This is a genomic window from Variovorax sp. PBL-H6 (genome assembly GCF_901827155.1).
Taxonomy (GTDB): Bacteria; Pseudomonadota; Gammaproteobacteria; order Burkholderiales; family Burkholderiaceae_C; genus Variovorax.
The window spans coordinates 686,948-701,847 of sequence record NZ_LR594660.1 but is presented as its reverse complement, the minus strand read 5'-3'; the positions used below and the strand labels follow the sequence as shown (position 1 = coordinate 701,847).

Here is a 14,900-nt window from a genome sequence, read left to right as displayed (position 1 = left end):
GGTGCCCCGACTTCAGCGCTTTACTTGTCGCCTAGTGCCGCGTGGCCCTGACCTGCGGAAGCAGGCTTGAGAACACGCCGGCCGTGTCCGACGTGGTGCCAGAAAAGAACGTCACTGCGCCAAACGTGTCCCCGCGGACCTTGCGCGGGTTCTTCACCAGAGGGGCGGTCCCAAGCCAGACGCCTTCGTTCGTCTCTACCGTGAAGGCCATCTGGCTCACGCGATAGGGGCTGTTGCCGACTGAGCCGTACTTATCCATGATGGCGTCGAAGTACTTGAGTTTTCGCTTCGGAAGGCCCCAGGAGTTGACCACGAGAACGACGAAGTCCGCGCTCATCAGCGATGCGACACGTCTGATGTGCTCCGCGGCTTGCGTCTTGGCCTGGTCTTCATCGGTAGGCAGCGGCACTTCAAACACTTCCCGGGACAAGGTGCTGCCCACTATGGCGAACGCCTGAGGTGCATTTCCGGCTTCGACGTCGATTCGTACTTTCTTGATAATTCCGTCGACCAGGTCGGCGAGCTCAGGTGGAAGCGGCTTCATTGTGGGAGGGGACGGGGCATGCAATGCGCCATTGTCGCCTCCGGCGGTGCCTTGGCGGGGGCAGGACTTCGGGCGGCACATCACGAACTCGGCCTTGGCCCAGAATTGCTCCTGCTAGAGGTGTCAGCGCAGCCACATCTTCCCGAGGCCTCTCTCTAGTGGGCTCCGAAGGTGGGATACACTCGCGCCGCTTGCAACTTCGCTTTAGAAGCTGCGCCGCCATAGGCAACATGGTGAACTATTCCAAGGAAAACTGAAATGAACCGTATCGAACTGGTCGAGAAGATTGCATCCACCCACGATGTGAGCAAGGCAGAGGCTGCGCGCATCGTCGAGACCTTCACCAGCGCCATCATCGGTGCCGTGAAGAAGGGAGAGCCTGTCCAAATCATCGGATTTGGCACGTTCAAGCAAGTCTCCCGCGCTGCTCGCTCTGGATTTAACCCGCGCCTGGGAGAGAAAATCAAGATTGCCGCGCAGAAGGTGCCGAAGTTCGTGCCGGGCGCCGCCTTCAAGGCCGCCATCGACCCGAAGGCCGCCAAGCGCAAGGCCGACAAGGTTGCTGCCACGCCGTTAGCCAAGAAGTCCGCGCCGGCGAAGAAGGCTGCAGCGCCCGCCAAGAAGGCGAAGAAGTAAGCTGAGAGCTTGGCTCTAGGAGGCGGCCCTACGGGGCCGTTTCTCATTGTTGGGCGGCCGCTGACGGGGGTGGCACCGTGCCATAAAAAAGCCTGGCATCTCGGAGGGAGAGCCAGGCTTGGAATCAATCAGCTATGTTCGGCCGTGGCCTTGAGGTTCTCGAACCAGCGAAGGACCGCGGTCCTGCTTCTCGGCGTTCGAGGGCGGAAGCCAACGTCGTCCTTGTGAGCATCCGAGAATGCCGACCAGAGGTCCGTGTCGACCAGGCGGCAGTCTGCCTGCTCTCCGAGCAGCCCGACCAATTCGGTCACTGTCGCCTCGTAGGCTGCGCGCGCGGACACAACCTTCGGATGCTTCCAGTCGTTGTTGACACCCTCGAGAGCGAAGGAGTCGTAGTAGGCGGCCCTAGCACGGTACTGGCGCAGCTGCGCATCTCGCGCCTCGGGCGTTGGCCCGGCAAAGTCTTCAGGTGTCATGGTTTGGGGGTGAGTGGTCCTCATTGGTATAGGCGCGCGGCTGAGCGCGCCTGACGTTTAAGGAGGGGAGCTATATCTCATCCAACGAACTGCCACCTTAGGCCATGGAACCGTTTACCTTCCTGCTCGCTTCCGCATTCTTCGCCACCTCGGCTCACGCTGCTCTACCGGCGGCCGAGGTTGTCGCCACCACAGCCACCGTGGTAGCCACTTCAGCTGCCCGCAAAGTCGAGACACTTCCTTCGGGGGTCAGGGTGCAGCACACCTTGAAGGGTGCCGGCGCCCACCCTACGGCCTCGGACACCGTAAAGGTGCACTATCGCGGCACCCTGCCGGACGGTTCGGAATTCGACAGCTCCCATAGGCGGGGCAAGCCCATCGCCCTTCCCTTGAGCCGCGTAGTCAAGTGCTGGACAGACGGCGTACAAACAATGCAGGTCGGAGGCAAGGCGACTCTAACTTGCCCCAGCGACACCGCCTATGGCCAGCGGGGGGTGCCCGGCAGCATTCCGCCAAACAGCGTGCTGAAGTTCGACATCGAGCTGCTCAGCATCGGTTCCGACCAATAGAGGGCGCTCCCAGGCGGGCGTCCTGTGGTGTGCTGGCTTCCCGGGGAATAGGAAAAACCCGCCAGGCGCATGTGCCAGGCGGGTTTCCACAATCAAGCTAGTGCTCGAGCTCTCGGGAGCATGCCGGCAGCGATGAGCGGCTGCACCTTCCGAGCCAGCCGTTGGTTGGTTTCGTCGGGGTCATTTGCGAACTCTGCCAAGTCAAGCCAGCGGCACGAGTGAACTTCCTCGATTTGAGGCACGGGGTCGTACGGCTCATCCACCATACCCAGGTAGACGAAGTCGTGGTGCCAGTGCTTGCCTTCGTTCTTGCGCTGCTGCGCGGCAATCGCGTGGGTGTTGATGTCCAGGGGGATGGGCGCGAGGCTCCAGGCCCCCGGGCAGTTGAGGTCTGTCACCCCAGTCTCTTCCTCAGCTTCGCGCAGCGCCGAGTCGAACAACGAGCAGGGCTGCTCAGCATGCCCGCCTGGCGGCAACCAGCGGTTGTAGGCTTTGTGGTGGATGACCAACACCCTGGCTCGGGTCTCGTCCAGAACGAGCATGCTGGAGGTCAGATGGCCCCGCATGTTCGAGCGAAGGAAAATGTCCCGGTCGTCGGCAAGCTGGGCCTGCAACGCACGGAGGCCGGCTGCTTCGTGCGGATTGCGCGCCAAATAGGCCTTCACCGTCTTCTTCACAGTCTCAATCAAAATCTCTCCTCATCATGTGTGTCCAAATTCGGTCCCCGGTAGAGGCTCTGCGACGCGGGCGCGCGGGAGGTCCAATACGAGGATTGATGGCTTTGCCAGTCCTCGCCTGTGTAGCTAAGTGCCATCGCTAGACCCCCGAACTGAAAGGATTTGTCATGGCCACTGAAATCGAACGAAAGTTTCTTGTGAGGGACCGCTCCGTGCTCTCGGGGCTGGCCGGGACCCATATTGGCCAGGGATATCTGGCTGACAACGGAATGACCGTTCGAGTGCGGGTCGCTGGCGACAAGGGATTTCTGACCCTCAAGAGCAACACCCAAGGGCTATCCCGCGCGGAATTTGAGTACCCCATCCCCCTCAGCGATGCCGAGGACCTCCTGAACGGCCATGCAAGCTTGGGCCGCCTCACGAAGGTGCGCTACCTCATCCCCGTCCGCGATGTGACCTTCGAGGTCGACGTCTTTGAGGGCGAACTGGACGGTTTGGTCGTCGCAGAAGTTGAGCTTGGGTCCGAGGAACAGGACTTTCCGCGGCCGGCATGGCTCGGCGACGAGGTCAGCCACGACCCCAGGTACCGGAATTCGGAGCTGGCGGTAAGTCGCCGGGTCCCAGCCTAGGCCTGATTCTCTACACGAGAGAGGACAACTTCCCTCTACCTCAATGGAACACAACGAAAGCCAGGTCGCGCGAGCTCTCCTGCTGCTGAAGGAGAACGCCGCGGCAGCGATGCTCGAGATGAATGTCATGGCCGACTACGAGCTCCAAAAGGACTTGAAGGCGGTCACCGAGAGCCTGGCCCGCCGGCTGATTGGCCCGGCAATTTACCCAAACGCGGCGTTCAACGACCAGCCGGAAGCGCTCGCCCGCTGCTTCTTGTTGGAGGACGAGCAACCCGACGCCTATGCCCACCTGGTGCGAGGCATCTGCGCCGAGGAATCCGAAGGCTTCCTTCAATGCTACGAAGGCTTGAAGCGCCTTGACGTTCTCGTGTGCGGCCTTGGCGACGACCACGACTACGCCTACAACCCTGAACAGGGTACGATTGAGGTGGATGCCCGGACGCCTACGGCGTACTACCTGACCCCCGCGAGATTTCTCACACTCTTGAAATCGAAGTTCAAGGAATCAAGGCAAGCCTGACGCTGGCCGCTCCCCAAAGAACCCCTTTTTTGCAGACAGATATGAAAAGCACACCGACTCCCCGCACCCACACTGCCCGCACGAAGGCCGAAGTCACCACGACGGTCGGTCCTTCGAAATACGAAGTCACGGTCCCCGCGGGGACGCGTTGCGCCAAGCTGGGCGGCGGCTCCGAACCCTGGGTGGTCGATGACCTCAGCTTCATTGAGAACAAGCAAGGCATCCTGTATTCGGACGCCGATATTTACGGCATTCGAATCGAGGAGGCCAACCTGGCCGACATCACCCCGATTGCTCGCTGAGCAAGCCTTCTACCGTAGATTCACGAGCCCCGCACTGCGGGGCTTTTTTCTTGGGCAGGTCGCGCGGCTACCTACACACGGCAGGACTACTTTCAGGAGAACCGATGTTCAGAATGCACTTGAGCGAAGAATGCCGCAGCAGGCTAGACCAGGAGGCTTCGGAGGCGAACCGCTTGTACCGGCTTACCAATCAGTGGCTCGCGTCCGCACTGCTGAAGCTGGCGCGTGAAGCCCGGAAAAGTACGACCCTCCGACCCGACGACTGCACCTACGATTCCAGCCTCGTTTGGGGCGTGGTGCCCGAGCTCGCGCGCAGGCTTGGGAGGGTGAAGCTTGAGGTCGCCGAAATCGATTGGGAAGTCAGGGACCTGACCAACTATGAGCTGCGATGCCGAATTGGCGCCACTCTCGGAAATGTGGCCGAGCGCAGTTCCGCTGCCTGGTTGCTGTTGACCAGAACGCCGGTGAACGGTAATCCCGTGGCGTATGGGGCCGACCGCCTGCAGCCAGGTGTAGTCGGGGACCGGCAAGACCGCCTTACGTGCGCTATCGCTGAGGTTGCTCGCTGTCGAGGCGTCGCCTACAGCGGCGTCTGGTCGCCGGCGCTGACCCCCGGCTGAAGGCCACTCTCGCAACATTCGGCCCCGCGGCATCCGCGGGGCTTTTTCTCGTCGCCCTGACCGCAGGTGTGGACGGTAAAACGCCCGCAGAAGCGGGCAGGGGAATGAGCGTGCTATTCGCGGCGCAATCCGATGAGCTTGGCCTAGTCCAGGGACGCAGTAGGCCCACGTCGCCAAGATGCTCGGTCAAGCCGCGGTAAAGGTCGTCGCGCGGGAGCTGTGAGGCCGAGGTGGTATCGCGGCCGTCGTTGGGCAGGCTCGGCCTCCCTAAAGCGCCTGCCTAAAGTGCCTGCCTAAAGTGCCTGCCTATACAGGTTTTGCACACACAAAGGACACAAGAATGAGCCACTTCGTCGCCATCCGCCCCCTCTCCGTTCCGATTGCAGCGTTCATGCAAGCGCCTGGGCCGGTGAAGATGGAAGAGGTACTCGCCGGTCCCATCCGCGCCCTCTACGAGGCCGGTCAAATCCGCGGCCCGGCAGAGATTCAGCTCCTCGACCTGACGTCTTCAGATGGCCGGCTCGCAGTAGACCAACTCAGTTTGGCAGCAAACGATGAGCTCGCCGTTCATGACGAGGAGTTTGCGGTGGCTGCGCAGACTGAAGTGCCCCCGAGCCCCAAACTGACGCCCGAGCCGCCCACCGCTGTAGTTCGCAAGCTCTCGTTGGTGCGCTGACAAGCCCTTTCGAAAGCCGACCTCGTGTCGGCTTTTCCCTGAGGCGATAAATGGCAGTGCTATTCCAAAGCTGGCGCGCCACCGTTGATGGCCCCTTTTGAGCAGCACCGCTTTATGAACAGAAATCTCCTCGCAGCAGCACTCCTGGCGATGACAGTCGCCCCAGCATTCGCCATGGGCGCCAATCGAAATGCCATCGTCCTCGTCGAAACCTCCGGCCCGCGATTCGAGGAGGCGAAGGCGCTCTGCAAGCGGGCAGGCCCGAACGTCAAGGACTGCGTACAGGCGAAACTGGTCGCAAGGGATGTGCTCGCGCTGGCCAGGGCACTAGTGCCTCACCCGCGGGCGCGGCAGCACCCCTAGCCCTCGGTCCCCGAGTCCATCGGACCCGGAAAAACGCCCCGCTCGACTTTCTGCGAGCGGGGCGAAATCATTTTGCCAATTCGGAATCGGCGGCGAGTGTTGCCTTAAGGACGTCCGGCTGCAGGCCAAGCGCTTCCAGCAAGCGGGCCGTGTGGTCGTAGGACGACGATTGCTGGCTTTCGAAGCCAAGTCGCTGGTAGTGGTGGAACGCGTCGTAGGCCTCAAGGTGGCGCTCGACCGTTGCGACGCCATCTTTCGCGCTGACCGCGGCAATGCCGAGCTGTCCTGTCTCTGACAACTTGACGTGGAACAGGCCGATGACGTGTCCGTTCTTCCTCATGAAGCTGTAATACTTCCCGAGCAGTTGCTTCCAAGGGCTATCCGTCGGCGCGTCGTAGCAATCCGCACAGAGCACGGTCCGCGAGTTCACGGGGATGTCGACGGCCTCCAGTTGCTGGCAGCGGGCGGCAAGCATTCGGGCCTGCGTCAGTTCCTCGTCTCGGCGTTCCGGCGGGAAGGAATAGTGTTCAACCGCAATGCCCTTCCAGTAGACGTTTCCGTCGGGTGCCTTGGTGAGGTGCGGCGCCAGATACGTCCGCTGCCAGGTTGCGTACGTCCCCTCGGTGACGTTCCTATGCATTGCCTCGAACAGCTCGACGGCTCTGCTGGTCAAACGGCCGTTGACCGCGCCTTCCAGCAGATGAAGGTCTGAAGGGCTCAGGTCGTCGCCGTCGTTGGTCTTCTGAAGAATGGCGATTGCCATGTCTGAGTGGGTCATGGGATGCTCCTGTAGATTTCCTGCGACGTGTAGGAAAGCGCTTCAGGGGCGGCCCGAAGGTTCGGCATTCATAGACAAAGAAAAGGCGAGCCCTGGGTCGGGCTAGCTCGAATGATTGTGGTCAACGCCTTGCTGGGGCGCGCTGCTCCACGTCCCAACGGCAAAGGGCGCTCATGGAGATGCAGCCCCTTGGGGCAGAGAAGTTTGCTGGGTCCAGGCGGTCGGCCCACCAGACCCCGTCGAACACATCGAGTTCCTCGACAATGCCGGTCAGCACCATGTCAACCGCCAGGTCATCAGAAACCTCTTGCCCCGTTACTTTGGCGAGGAGCGGGGTGGCGACGTCCATCTCGATGAGGTCCGTCGTGATGTTCTCCGCCCATTGCTCGATATCGTCGGCTTCGGCCCTAGCCTTGTCTTCGTCGGCGAAAAGGCAGTACCGCTTGTCGCCCACCTCGGGGTCGGTCCACTGCAACCTGTGCCTGGTTGCCCGTTGAAGCCAGCCGCGGCGGGTACCTTCCTGCGCGAGTTTATGTTGCTGGCTAGGGCCAAGGCGGCGGTAGTCGATGAAGCGGCCGGCGCTTCGGTCCTTGCGGCTCAGCACCCAGAGTGGCAGGCCACCAAGGCGCGCGATTTGCTCCCAGGCATCGGGGTGCTGAGACACGGAGAGCCCGGCGCCTTCGTAGCTCACGCCTCGAACGCCTTTGTCGACAGGGTTGAGGCTGCCTTGGTGCCAAAGCTTGCGAAAGCTCCGGCTCGGATAGGATGAGAGATTCATTGGTACGGGTAAGTTGTCCTTCCTCCTGTAGCTACGAGTGCGCTGACGCGGCCGCCCCAAGAGAAAGGCCGTCCACAGGGACGGCCCAATCAGGGTGCGGGCGGAGCTAAGCTTTCCATGCAGGAGAAAACTCGACCTCGTGAGCGAGCAGCTTTGCTGCCGTGATACCAACGACGGTTTGCAGGTCGTAGCCTTCCGTGCTGGTCCCGCCCACGTATGCGTGGCAGCTGTACCAGTGCTTGACCACGGTTTCGGATTCAGCGCCTTCACCATAGATGGCGTGAGAGCCCGAGACGAGTCCGACGTTTGACAGGAGTTCCCCGGTGAGGCGCCAATCGGTCGTCGGGGAATACGGGCCCCACTCGTGGTCGGTCAGCACCCGCGGAGGCTGCTGCGGGGGCACCGCATCAACGTCGATTTGCTTGTGACAAAGCAGCGCGATGGCCAGGTCGAGCTCTGGACCAGTCATGCTGTCCGGTTTAATACGAAGCAGGGCTTCGGCAGCTTGGCGACGCTGGGAAAGGGTGAGGATTTCCATGGATTTCCAGGTAGTTGGGTTCTGCCCTGTGTAGAAAACGGGCCCGCTTGCCGTGGGCGCAGGACTCGCCTCGGCTTAAGGGGCTACGGTGGGGAGGTCGTTTTGCGTTCGCGTCACCGCCATGCGCACGGTGCGGACATCAAGGTGCCGAGCCTTCAACTCCTCAAGGAAACTCAGTTGACGTTTCGGCGTGTAGATGCTCTGTCGGTCGCCTTCGGTGTACCGAGGCGTTGAGAAGAATCCCATGAGCATGCTCGAGTCGCACCGACGCGCCGGAAATCCCCAAGAGGTGCAAAGGTCCGGGCAGTCATACTCGACGCGGCCCCACCTGGCCAGCAGCTTTGCTTTCAGCTGTGGCACGGAACGAAGCCTCTTGGGGTGGGCAAACGGTGCGGACCGGAGGTGGACCGAAAAGGAGAACGTAGCGAGGTCGTATCCCCGCTGCGCGAGTTCGACCAAAAGCCCGGGCTCTGGCGACGGGTGCGGCGGGAGGAAGCTGAGAATCGTCACACGGGGTTCAAGTAGCGCACCCTTCAGGAAATCGAAGTCGCCGTCGCATATTCCCGCTCCCCGGTTAAACTCGATGTACGGTGTTCCGTCAGGACGGCGGCGCCTCCCTCGCGCAAGGAATTCACCTGGGCGAGGCCGGCACACAGCGGGTACCGCGTCACAAGCGCAGATGGCGGGCAGTGTCGTGGCGGGGGCGGGTAGGGCGGTCATTGCGTCAAGCGGCAAGCAGGTTTGTTCAGGCATTTCAGGCGAGCGCCGTCAGGCGGTCAGCGCGCAGGTGGGGCGCCACGTCGGCAAGCTCGCACCCAGGTCGTCTAGGTGCCGGATTTAGCGGAGCAGCGCTGCCGCAGGTGCACGACGAAGCACCCGGCGCGCACGGGCGAGGGGTCAGGCTAGTTGCGCTTCGGCTTCGGCGGAAAGCACTCTGCGAACCAGGCTTGCACCGGCTTCGACACCGCGAGCCAGCCCAGGCCGCCCATTGCGGGGCTGAGGACAACCAGAGCCAGCAGGCACCACAGCAGAAACGGCTGAAGGGGCTGCGCCGTTACCGTAGGGTCTCCCTTGGCCAAGAGCCGCAGCACTACGGCACCCGCGGACATTGCGAGCGCGATGACAACGATGAGGAGCGCCGGCACGGCACCCGACATTGCGGCGAACCAGGCGCGCTCTGCGGGCTGCATGGCTCGATTCTCCCGGCGAGCAAAGGTCACGTTGGCGGCACCGGAAAGGACGAAGAGCGACAGCAAGCCGGTGATTGCCCAGAAAACAGGTTTTCCGAAAGAGAGCAGGCCGTTGAGCCAGAAGCATGCGTACAAGACGGACAGCCCCGCGCCCGCTCCGGTCAGGAATGGGACAACCACCGGGGCGTGGGCTTGTAGCGCTCGTGCTGACAGACCCATGCGTTCACAAAGCTTCAGGAAAATAGAGGACATGAAGGCGTATAGCGCCTGGAGCTCAGCTTTTCTCTGTGCCTGAGGCAAAGGAAAGCGCCCTCCAAAGGGAGGGCGCGGAATGAGGCATGCTAGGCGTAGCCCGGGCTCCTTGTTACAACGCCGGACGTTGCGCGTAGTCGCTTAAATATCTGTCCATCAGCGCCAGGTGCTTGGCAGCAAGAACATAGGATTCATCCTCGGTGCGCGTGGATGGAATCAACTCGGTGCTGCCAGGGAAGCCCATCGGTGTGGCCACGAAAAAGTGCTGCGCGTTTGCATCGCTAGGCAGCAAATCGCCGTACACGGCGCCGAGCTGGTACACAGCGATATCGTAGATGTAGCACAGCAGACGGCTCAGCATTGCTTCTGGGCCGGCGCCCTTGAGCCCATTGAGGGCCCCCAGCAAGTCAGCGGTGCGCTTCGAGAACGCGTCGTCGCGAATCGCTTCCCAGATTTGCAGAAAGTTGGACTCGGCCAGGTTCGGAGGATTTTGGTTCATTGGTCAAAGGGTGGTTGTCCTTTGACGTGTAGCCAGGAGGGCTCCGCTCGCCCCATGTCGCGGCTTGACAGCCTGCTTACTGGCGGATGCTGCGGGCGTTCTTCTCTGGCGTCCCCGATAGAACGGCCTCGAGCGCGGGCCATTTTTTGCGTGCGGCTATCTCTTCTCTCCACAGTTGATGCACCATTTCTTCGACGGGGCGCAAAAGCAGTTGACGCTGCGGCATCTCGCCGAAGATGCCCCAGTAGCCCGTCTCGAGTACGCGCGTCGTGACAAAGTCCAGGTCGAAGGGTATGCCCACATAGGCGCACTCCTCCGGGTTCTCCCACGTCGGGTCGACGACGGTTCCGTCGTGGGTAACACACCAGGCGTGGGCTGTCGCCATGGCAGATAGCGCATAGCCCTCGACGTAGACAAACCTGTCGGGGAACTCTGTCGCAAGCTGGGCGGCGTTGCAGAAGCACTGCCTCTTCACGGCATTTCGCGCGATATCTCTCGGGTAGGGCGCCGCCTTGAAGACCTTGCCCCGATGCAGCACGTACACATACAGCATCGCACCAAACGTCGCAAAGGACTGCAGCTGAGCGCGCAGAGTGGCCTCGGCTGGCGTGAGGGAGGAGGGCCAGTGCTCGAAGAAGGCTGCGGCAGTTGCATGCCGGCTGGCTACTTCGTCAATCTGCTGGTCGGCATCTGGGGCGGTTTGGTGGGGCATGAAGGGTCGTTGCACTGGACCCCTTATTCTGCCTTGCCTGAATTACGTCGGTCACCGACGCCGAAGGGCGAAGGTGACGATGCCTGCGGCGACAGCGCCCTTGCTCTTTGCCTTCCCTGCATAGGAGTGAAGCCGCGCGAGCGCACTCTCCGCGCCGTCCGGGGATTTCCAGCCCATCATCTCGAACTTGAGGTCAGGAATCGCAGGCGTGCCGTTCGGCGCGGAGCGGACGTAGTCGGGTTTCAGGCCACCAAGGGCTCGCTTGTAGGCCTCGTAGGCTGCTTCAATCTTTGCCGGGTCATCGCTTCGATATTCAAGGGATGCGGCCACGAGGCCCTGCTCGGGGTCGAAATCGACGCCCCGAACCGAGAACTCGAACTCACCTAGGTTCAGCACCCGATGCGTAGGCGACTTGGCCGTCGTCCGCGACTCGAGCTCTTCGCGGGACATGCCGCGCCAAAAGCCAACCTGGGACTGCGTGAGGAGCTCGAACGCCGTCGAGTCGTCAGCCGCTGCGCTTAGGAGGCCTGCTGACGGACCGCCTTGTGCATTCGCAACTGGAATGCCGCACGCGATGACGACGGCGAAGACGAGGGGGAGAAGGGATTTCATCGTTCAGTTCCGAAAGGGGTTGCTGTTGAATAGCGCGCGGCGCTTAAACGAGCGATTGGCATCGGCACTGGCCAGCAAAAAGCCCTGCATCGGCAGGGCTCTGTCGGGCTACGGCCGCTCAGGCGACGTTGAAGCCGACCTTCCGGCTTTGAGCGATTGCCCGCAGACGTTGCACGACACGCACTACGGTCGTTAGCGCGTCCTTGCACAGGTGGAAGGCGTCGCTGAACGTGTAGCCGTCCTTCGTGCCACCTTGCGCGGCTGCCTGGGCAGCGAGCTGGCGCTCAAAATCATCAGTGAACTTCGGGCTGTGCGAGACGGGCATGACGGTTGCTCCAAGTAGTAGAGGAAGGGTTTACCCTACGTATAGCTCAGCGCTCAAAGTTAGCCCTCGCCTATAGAGTCGGAAATGCCGCCGGGGCCCGGGTCGCCAGGCATCGACCCTTTCCTTGCTTCCAACGGGGAGCCGAAGAGGTCGAAGTAGGTCTCTGGTGCCCTCTTTGCACTCGACAAAAGCACTGGCTCCACGTATCCCCGGAACTTCTCGGACGCCCAGATGAACCTGTCAACCGGGTGGGCCTCCTCGCCAGGGAAATCGGCCAGGAAGTCGAGCGGTACTGCAGGAATGCGCTCCACAAGCTCGAAGCGCCCGACCGTGTTTTGGCCGAGCAGTTGGCCGGACTCCAGGCACAGAAGCACGCCGGCGGGCATGCCGACCAACCGGGCTCGTTCATCGGTGGCCACGTTTTGAATCGGGACCACACCGCCGATGAATCCGAAGATGGCGTTCCCCGAGGAGGAAAAGCCGGGCTTGGCTTGGTCGAGCGCGAGGTAGAAGCGAACGAGCTCCGCCTTGATGGCCTTGAAATCTGCGGCGGGTACGAGGGTGGGGTCCAGCGTCCAGGTAAGGGCGGCCCATTGGCCTCCAAATCTGGCGTTGTCCCTTTCGAGCGCGAAAGGATTCGCCTGTGCCAGACCGCGCATGGCTGCGCCGTACTTGCGTACCAACCACTCGTCGTGCCAAAGCTCCTCAACACAAGAGGCGGCCAATCCGATTGGAACGCCGGCGTCCATCAACGGTAATAGGCCCTGCTCCCGCGACAGCCAGGAGCCACCGAAGGCTTCCATGCCGGGGTGGAACACGAAGCACACGTCGGGCGTTGCCTCGCTCTGGGGGCGCTCCGCCCACCAGCTTGAAAGAGCATCCGCGGCGAGCTCTGCCGTAGGCAGGTTGCTCACAGCGTCTGCTCCGGCGCTCGTGATGATGCCGGACCGTTCGTTTGCCGAGCGAATGCTCGCGTTCTCTGTCCCCTGCTTCAGTTCCGGCCCGACTAACGTGACCCGCACCGTCATTTTTGGCCGTCCAAGCAACGTGGGCAGGTATTGGTACCAGCGACCTTCGTCCAGGCTGTCCGGGCCCTTCGCGGCGCCAGCAATCACGACATGGAGATGCGGACGCTCGAGCAAGGCGGGTACTTCCTGCGCAATCCACCGGGCGACCGTGGCGGGCGCCACGAGAACGGTCTGGAGAAATTCCTTCGGGAAGCGCTTCAGGCGCAGCCCAAGCGAGGCCTGCGTCACCTCGCGCAGGAGATGGCGCCAGGTGGAGTGGTCAAGGGCGGGGACGTGTGCGGGCATGTGAAGCGTAGGGAAGTGCTCGTTCGGTCCTGTAGCAAGGCCCTTTAGCCGGAGGCAGGGTTAAGGGGTGCTACGCCCAACAGGGGCGAGGCGGAGGAGCCTCGTACGCAGAAGCTATTTAAAGGGGCTTCGCTAAACGCTTCAGGAACAACCCCCTGGAGCTTTTGATGACCGCTCTTTTTCACAAGGATGTTTTTATGCCGGCGCGCCTGGCTGAGCCATGCCACCGTGGACCTCTGAGGTACACGAGGCACGCCCTCAATGAAGCCAACAGCGACCGGTACGGTAAGGTGACGTTGCTCCATGCCTTTATCCCGGAGCAAGCAACCCTCATCGAAACGGAAGCGGAAGACGGCCCCGACGGTCGAAATAGCCGCGTTGTCAAGCAACTGTGGCGCTGCCCAATGGACGAGTATCGTGACCTAGTCATGGCGCTCCTGCCAGGGGGCGTCGTCAAGACAGTCTGGGTCAACTTGCGCTCTGACAAGCATCGAACCCTCAACAAGGCTCGCTACGCTCGCCGCTGATGTTTTCCTGCTGCCCTCCCCGAGGGCAGCATTTTTTTGCTCGGGCGCAACGGCCTATGGTTGAGCTTGGCCCCAAAACGCGCTTGCAACTGCAGTGAGTGCCGAGGCTCGCCCGGCCCAAAACAAGCGCTCCGGCTCTGCCTCTGCTCGGGCTGCTTGGCAAGCTAGTTCATGCCAGGTTGGCCGCGCGAGGCTTTGCACCGCGCCTGCCAGCTGTTCCGCTTGCTCAGCCGCCCAATGCCACTGTGCAGGGAGCTGAAGCGCATGCTCGCCCGGCGCCTCAGGGACTTGCACGTGAGCCGGTAAGCCCGAATAGTCGTCTTCGAACTCCGAGGCCTCGGCTAAGCCTCCCGAGAGGAATTGGAAGACCAGATTGAGCCCGCTGTCGAAGCCGACGGAGAAAGGGTCAGGGGCTTCGCGCATGCTGATAGCGAGGGCAGAGCGAATCGCCCTGAGCTGGTCTTTACTCAGGCCGATGTCCGAAAGGTAGAGGGCGTATTCGCTGCGGAGCATGACTGCCTAAACCTCGACGACCATGGCAGGGTTGAAGTCGACGTTGAGGCTACGGGGGCCGCCGCGTGGGTTGCAGAGCACGCGTGTCGAGCCGACCATATAGTCGTGCGTTGCGTGCATGTGGCCGTGGACCCAAAGCTTGGCCATCGAGTTGCCCACGTACTCGTCCATGTCAGAGGCATAGGCCCCGTTGAGTGGTGAGTACCGGAAGCCCCGGGTGAGCGAACGTACGGACGGTGCGTGGTGCGTTATGACCACCACCTTCTCCGAGTAGGCGTTGGTCAATCCGCGGTCTAGCGCGCGCAGGCCTCGCTCATGCATCCGCACTGCGTCGTTCGGGCGAAGGTTCCTGGCGCTTCCCGTCCCATCGCCGATGCGGATGTACTGAAAGTCGCCCATGAGGTCCTGGGCGGCATGCTTGGCCAGCACGGACGACGCAGGGCCGTCAATCTGAAAGTCGGACCACAGCGGAGTTCCGACGAATCGCACCCCCTGCAGCTCTACGGACTTGTTGTGCAGCAGGTAGACGTCGCCTGCGCACGCAATGCGGTGCATGTTCAGCAAGCGCTCCGAAATCACCCCGTCGTAGAAATCATGGTTCCCCGGCACGAAGAAGACGGGCTTCCCCGCAGTCTGGGCAAGCTCGACGCACCACACGGCGGAGCGTGCACCATCGTCGAAAAGGTCGCCGGCCACCACGATAGCGTCGGCTTCGGTGAGCGGCGCCGTCCAGGCTGCGCCGTCCATATGGAGGTCGGAGAGGATTTGAAGGTTCATGGCCGAGCTGGGAATCAGCTCTCGTGTAGGGCCGTGACTTATCCCCTGCTGCCCCTTCGGCGCACGGGCAT

At 62.0% G+C, this 14,900-nt stretch carries 21 protein-coding genes; 8 read left to right on the top strand and 13 right to left on the bottom strand.

From position 1 onward, the window contains the following. Window positions 1-31: 31 nt before the first annotated feature. Window positions 32-544: a hypothetical protein gene (locus G3W89_RS31765; protein ID WP_162570757.1), complete on the bottom strand. Its 513-nt coding sequence runs from the start codon at window positions 542-544 to the stop codon at window positions 32-34. A 258-nt stretch (window positions 545-802) separates the two neighbouring features. On the opposite strand from G3W89_RS31765, the gene G3W89_RS31760 reads away from it, so the two are divergent. Further along, window positions 803-1,180, top strand: coding sequence for an HU family DNA-binding protein (locus G3W89_RS31760; RefSeq protein ID WP_162570758.1), 378 nt, complete (start codon window positions 803-805; stop codon window positions 1,178-1,180). A gap of 128 nt (window positions 1,181-1,308) precedes the next feature. On the opposite strand, the gene G3W89_RS31755 is transcribed toward G3W89_RS31760, so the two are convergent. Further along, window positions 1,309-1,656 carry a hypothetical protein gene (locus tag G3W89_RS31755; protein ID WP_162570759.1) on the bottom strand — a complete coding sequence of 116 codons (348 nt, stop codon included), beginning with the start codon at window positions 1,654-1,656 and terminating at the stop codon, window positions 1,309-1,311. 104 nt (window positions 1,657-1,760) lie between these two features. Between G3W89_RS31755 and G3W89_RS31750 the strand changes: the two genes are divergently transcribed. Further along, the gene (locus tag G3W89_RS31750; RefSeq protein WP_162570760.1) at window positions 1,761-2,225 is read left to right on the top strand and encodes an FKBP-type peptidyl-prolyl cis-trans isomerase; all 465 of its coding nucleotides are present in this window, start codon (window positions 1,761-1,763) and stop codon (window positions 2,223-2,225) included. 92 nt (window positions 2,226-2,317) lie between these two features. Here G3W89_RS31750 and G3W89_RS31745 read toward each other — a convergent pair whose 3' ends face one another. Then, entirely contained in the window at window positions 2,318-2,914 is a 597-nt protein-coding gene (locus G3W89_RS31745; RefSeq protein ID WP_068677247.1) for an NUDIX hydrolase, read from the bottom strand. A 155-nt stretch (window positions 2,915-3,069) separates the two neighbouring features. On the opposite strand from G3W89_RS31745, the gene G3W89_RS31740 reads away from it, so the two are divergent. The 5 genes from G3W89_RS31740 (at window position 3,070) to G3W89_RS31720 (ending at window position 5,652) form a co-directional block, all read left to right on the top strand. After that, window positions 3,070-3,531 carry a CYTH domain-containing protein gene (locus tag G3W89_RS31740; protein ID WP_068677249.1) on the top strand — a complete coding sequence of 154 codons (462 nt, stop codon included), beginning with the start codon at window positions 3,070-3,072 and terminating at the stop codon, window positions 3,529-3,531. Between the two features lie 43 nt (window positions 3,532-3,574). Further along, window positions 3,575-4,054 (top strand): hypothetical protein, encoded by a 480-nt coding sequence (locus G3W89_RS31735; RefSeq protein ID WP_162570761.1) that lies wholly within the window; start codon window positions 3,575-3,577, stop codon window positions 4,052-4,054. Between the two features lie 41 nt (window positions 4,055-4,095). Continuing rightward, the gene (locus G3W89_RS31730) at window positions 4,096-4,356 is read left to right on the top strand and encodes a hypothetical protein (RefSeq protein WP_162570762.1); all 261 of its coding nucleotides are present in this window, start codon (window positions 4,096-4,098) and stop codon (window positions 4,354-4,356) included. Window positions 4,357-4,460: 104 nt separating this feature from the next. Further along, a complete protein-coding gene (locus G3W89_RS31725; RefSeq protein WP_068677256.1) occupies window positions 4,461-4,976 on the top strand; it encodes a hypothetical protein in 516 nt (171 codons plus the stop codon). Between the two features lie 340 nt (window positions 4,977-5,316). Further along, window positions 5,317-5,652, top strand: a complete 336-nt coding sequence (locus tag G3W89_RS31720; RefSeq protein WP_068677259.1) for a hypothetical protein — start codon at window positions 5,317-5,319, stop codon at window positions 5,650-5,652. A 430-nt stretch (window positions 5,653-6,082) separates the two neighbouring features. Here G3W89_RS31720 and G3W89_RS31715 read toward each other — a convergent pair whose 3' ends face one another. The 9 genes from G3W89_RS31715 to G3W89_RS31675 form a co-directional block, all read right to left on the bottom strand. Next, on the bottom strand, window positions 6,083-6,793 hold the full coding sequence (locus G3W89_RS31715; protein WP_162570763.1) for a hypothetical protein: 711 nt from the start codon (window positions 6,791-6,793) through the stop codon (window positions 6,083-6,085). Window positions 6,794-6,914: 121 nt separating this feature from the next. Next, window positions 6,915-7,484, bottom strand: a complete 570-nt coding sequence (locus G3W89_RS31710) for a hypothetical protein (protein ID WP_162577749.1) — start codon at window positions 7,482-7,484, stop codon at window positions 6,915-6,917. A 193-nt stretch (window positions 7,485-7,677) separates the two neighbouring features. After that, window positions 7,678-8,109, bottom strand: a complete 432-nt coding sequence (locus G3W89_RS31705) for a hypothetical protein (RefSeq protein WP_162570765.1) — start codon at window positions 8,107-8,109, stop codon at window positions 7,678-7,680. Window positions 8,110-9,011: 902 nt separating this feature from the next. Continuing rightward, window positions 9,012-9,551, bottom strand: coding sequence for a hypothetical protein (locus tag G3W89_RS31700; RefSeq protein WP_162570766.1), 540 nt, complete (start codon window positions 9,549-9,551; stop codon window positions 9,012-9,014). 112 nt (window positions 9,552-9,663) lie between these two features. After that, window positions 9,664-10,050 (bottom strand): hypothetical protein, encoded by a 387-nt coding sequence (locus G3W89_RS31695; protein ID WP_162570767.1) that lies wholly within the window; start codon window positions 10,048-10,050, stop codon window positions 9,664-9,666. 76 nt (window positions 10,051-10,126) lie between these two features. Next, entirely contained in the window at window positions 10,127-10,762 is a 636-nt protein-coding gene (locus G3W89_RS31690; RefSeq protein WP_162570768.1) for a hypothetical protein, read from the bottom strand. 51 nt (window positions 10,763-10,813) lie between these two features. Next, a complete protein-coding gene (locus G3W89_RS31685; protein WP_068677276.1) occupies window positions 10,814-11,374 on the bottom strand; it encodes a hypothetical protein in 561 nt (186 codons plus the stop codon). Between the two features lie 118 nt (window positions 11,375-11,492). Then, complete coding sequence (locus G3W89_RS31680; RefSeq protein ID WP_068677278.1) at window positions 11,493-11,699, bottom strand: hypothetical protein; 207 nt, start codon at window positions 11,697-11,699, stop codon at window positions 11,493-11,495. Between the two features lie 59 nt (window positions 11,700-11,758). Beyond that, complete coding sequence (locus tag G3W89_RS31675) at window positions 11,759-13,012, bottom strand: MSS51 C-terminal domain-containing protein (protein WP_068677280.1); 1,254 nt, start codon at window positions 13,010-13,012, stop codon at window positions 11,759-11,761. A gap of 167 nt (window positions 13,013-13,179) precedes the next feature. Here G3W89_RS31675 and G3W89_RS31670 point away from each other — a divergent pair, with 167 nt between their 5' ends. Further along, a complete protein-coding gene (locus G3W89_RS31670) occupies window positions 13,180-13,539 on the top strand; it encodes a hypothetical protein (RefSeq protein ID WP_068677282.1) in 360 nt (119 codons plus the stop codon). A gap of 519 nt (window positions 13,540-14,058) precedes the next feature. Here the strand turns inward: G3W89_RS31670 and G3W89_RS31665 are convergent. Next, complete coding sequence (locus G3W89_RS31665) at window positions 14,059-14,829, bottom strand: metallophosphoesterase (protein WP_162570769.1); 771 nt, start codon at window positions 14,827-14,829, stop codon at window positions 14,059-14,061. Window positions 14,830-14,900: the final 71 nt, after the last annotated feature.

Coding starts and splice junctions, on each gene's coding strand:
- G3W89_RS31765 (WP_162570757.1), bottom strand. CDS start 544: ATGAAGCCGCTTCCACCTGAGCTCGCCGACCTGGTCGACGGAATTATC.
- G3W89_RS31760 (WP_162570758.1), top strand. CDS start 803: ATGAACCGTATCGAACTGGTCGAGAAGATTGCATCCACCCACGATGTG.
- G3W89_RS31755 (WP_162570759.1), bottom strand. CDS start 1,656: ATGACACCTGAAGACTTTGCCGGGCCAACGCCCGAGGCGCGAGATGCG.
- G3W89_RS31750 (WP_162570760.1), top strand. CDS start 1,761: ATGGAACCGTTTACCTTCCTGCTCGCTTCCGCATTCTTCGCCACCTCG.
- G3W89_RS31740 (WP_068677249.1), top strand. CDS start 3,070: ATGGCCACTGAAATCGAACGAAAGTTTCTTGTGAGGGACCGCTCCGTG.
- G3W89_RS31735 (WP_162570761.1), top strand. CDS start 3,575: ATGGAACACAACGAAAGCCAGGTCGCGCGAGCTCTCCTGCTGCTGAAG.
- G3W89_RS31730 (WP_162570762.1), top strand. CDS start 4,096: ATGAAAAGCACACCGACTCCCCGCACCCACACTGCCCGCACGAAGGCC.
- G3W89_RS31725 (WP_068677256.1), top strand. CDS start 4,461: ATGTTCAGAATGCACTTGAGCGAAGAATGCCGCAGCAGGCTAGACCAG.
- G3W89_RS31720 (WP_068677259.1), top strand. CDS start 5,317: ATGAGCCACTTCGTCGCCATCCGCCCCCTCTCCGTTCCGATTGCAGCG.
- G3W89_RS31715 (WP_162570763.1), bottom strand. CDS start 6,793: ATGACCCACTCAGACATGGCAATCGCCATTCTTCAGAAGACCAACGAC.
- G3W89_RS31705 (WP_162570765.1), bottom strand. CDS start 8,109: ATGGAAATCCTCACCCTTTCCCAGCGTCGCCAAGCTGCCGAAGCCCTG.
- G3W89_RS31700 (WP_162570766.1), bottom strand. CDS start 9,551: ATGTCCTCTATTTTCCTGAAGCTTTGTGAACGCATGGGTCTGTCAGCA.
- G3W89_RS31695 (WP_162570767.1), bottom strand. CDS start 10,050: ATGAACCAAAATCCTCCGAACCTGGCCGAGTCCAACTTTCTGCAAATC.
- G3W89_RS31690 (WP_162570768.1), bottom strand. CDS start 10,762: ATGCCCCACCAAACCGCCCCAGATGCCGACCAGCAGATTGACGAAGTA.
- G3W89_RS31685 (WP_068677276.1), bottom strand. CDS start 11,374: ATGAAATCCCTTCTCCCCCTCGTCTTCGCCGTCGTCATCGCGTGCGGC.
- G3W89_RS31680 (WP_068677278.1), bottom strand. CDS start 11,699: ATGCCCGTCTCGCACAGCCCGAAGTTCACTGATGATTTTGAGCGCCAG.
- G3W89_RS31675 (WP_068677280.1), bottom strand. CDS start 13,012: ATGCCCGCACACGTCCCCGCCCTTGACCACTCCACCTGGCGCCATCTC.
- G3W89_RS31670 (WP_068677282.1), top strand. CDS start 13,180: ATGACCGCTCTTTTTCACAAGGATGTTTTTATGCCGGCGCGCCTGGCT.
- G3W89_RS31665 (WP_162570769.1), bottom strand. CDS start 14,829: ATGAACCTTCAAATCCTCTCCGACCTCCATATGGACGGCGCAGCCTGG.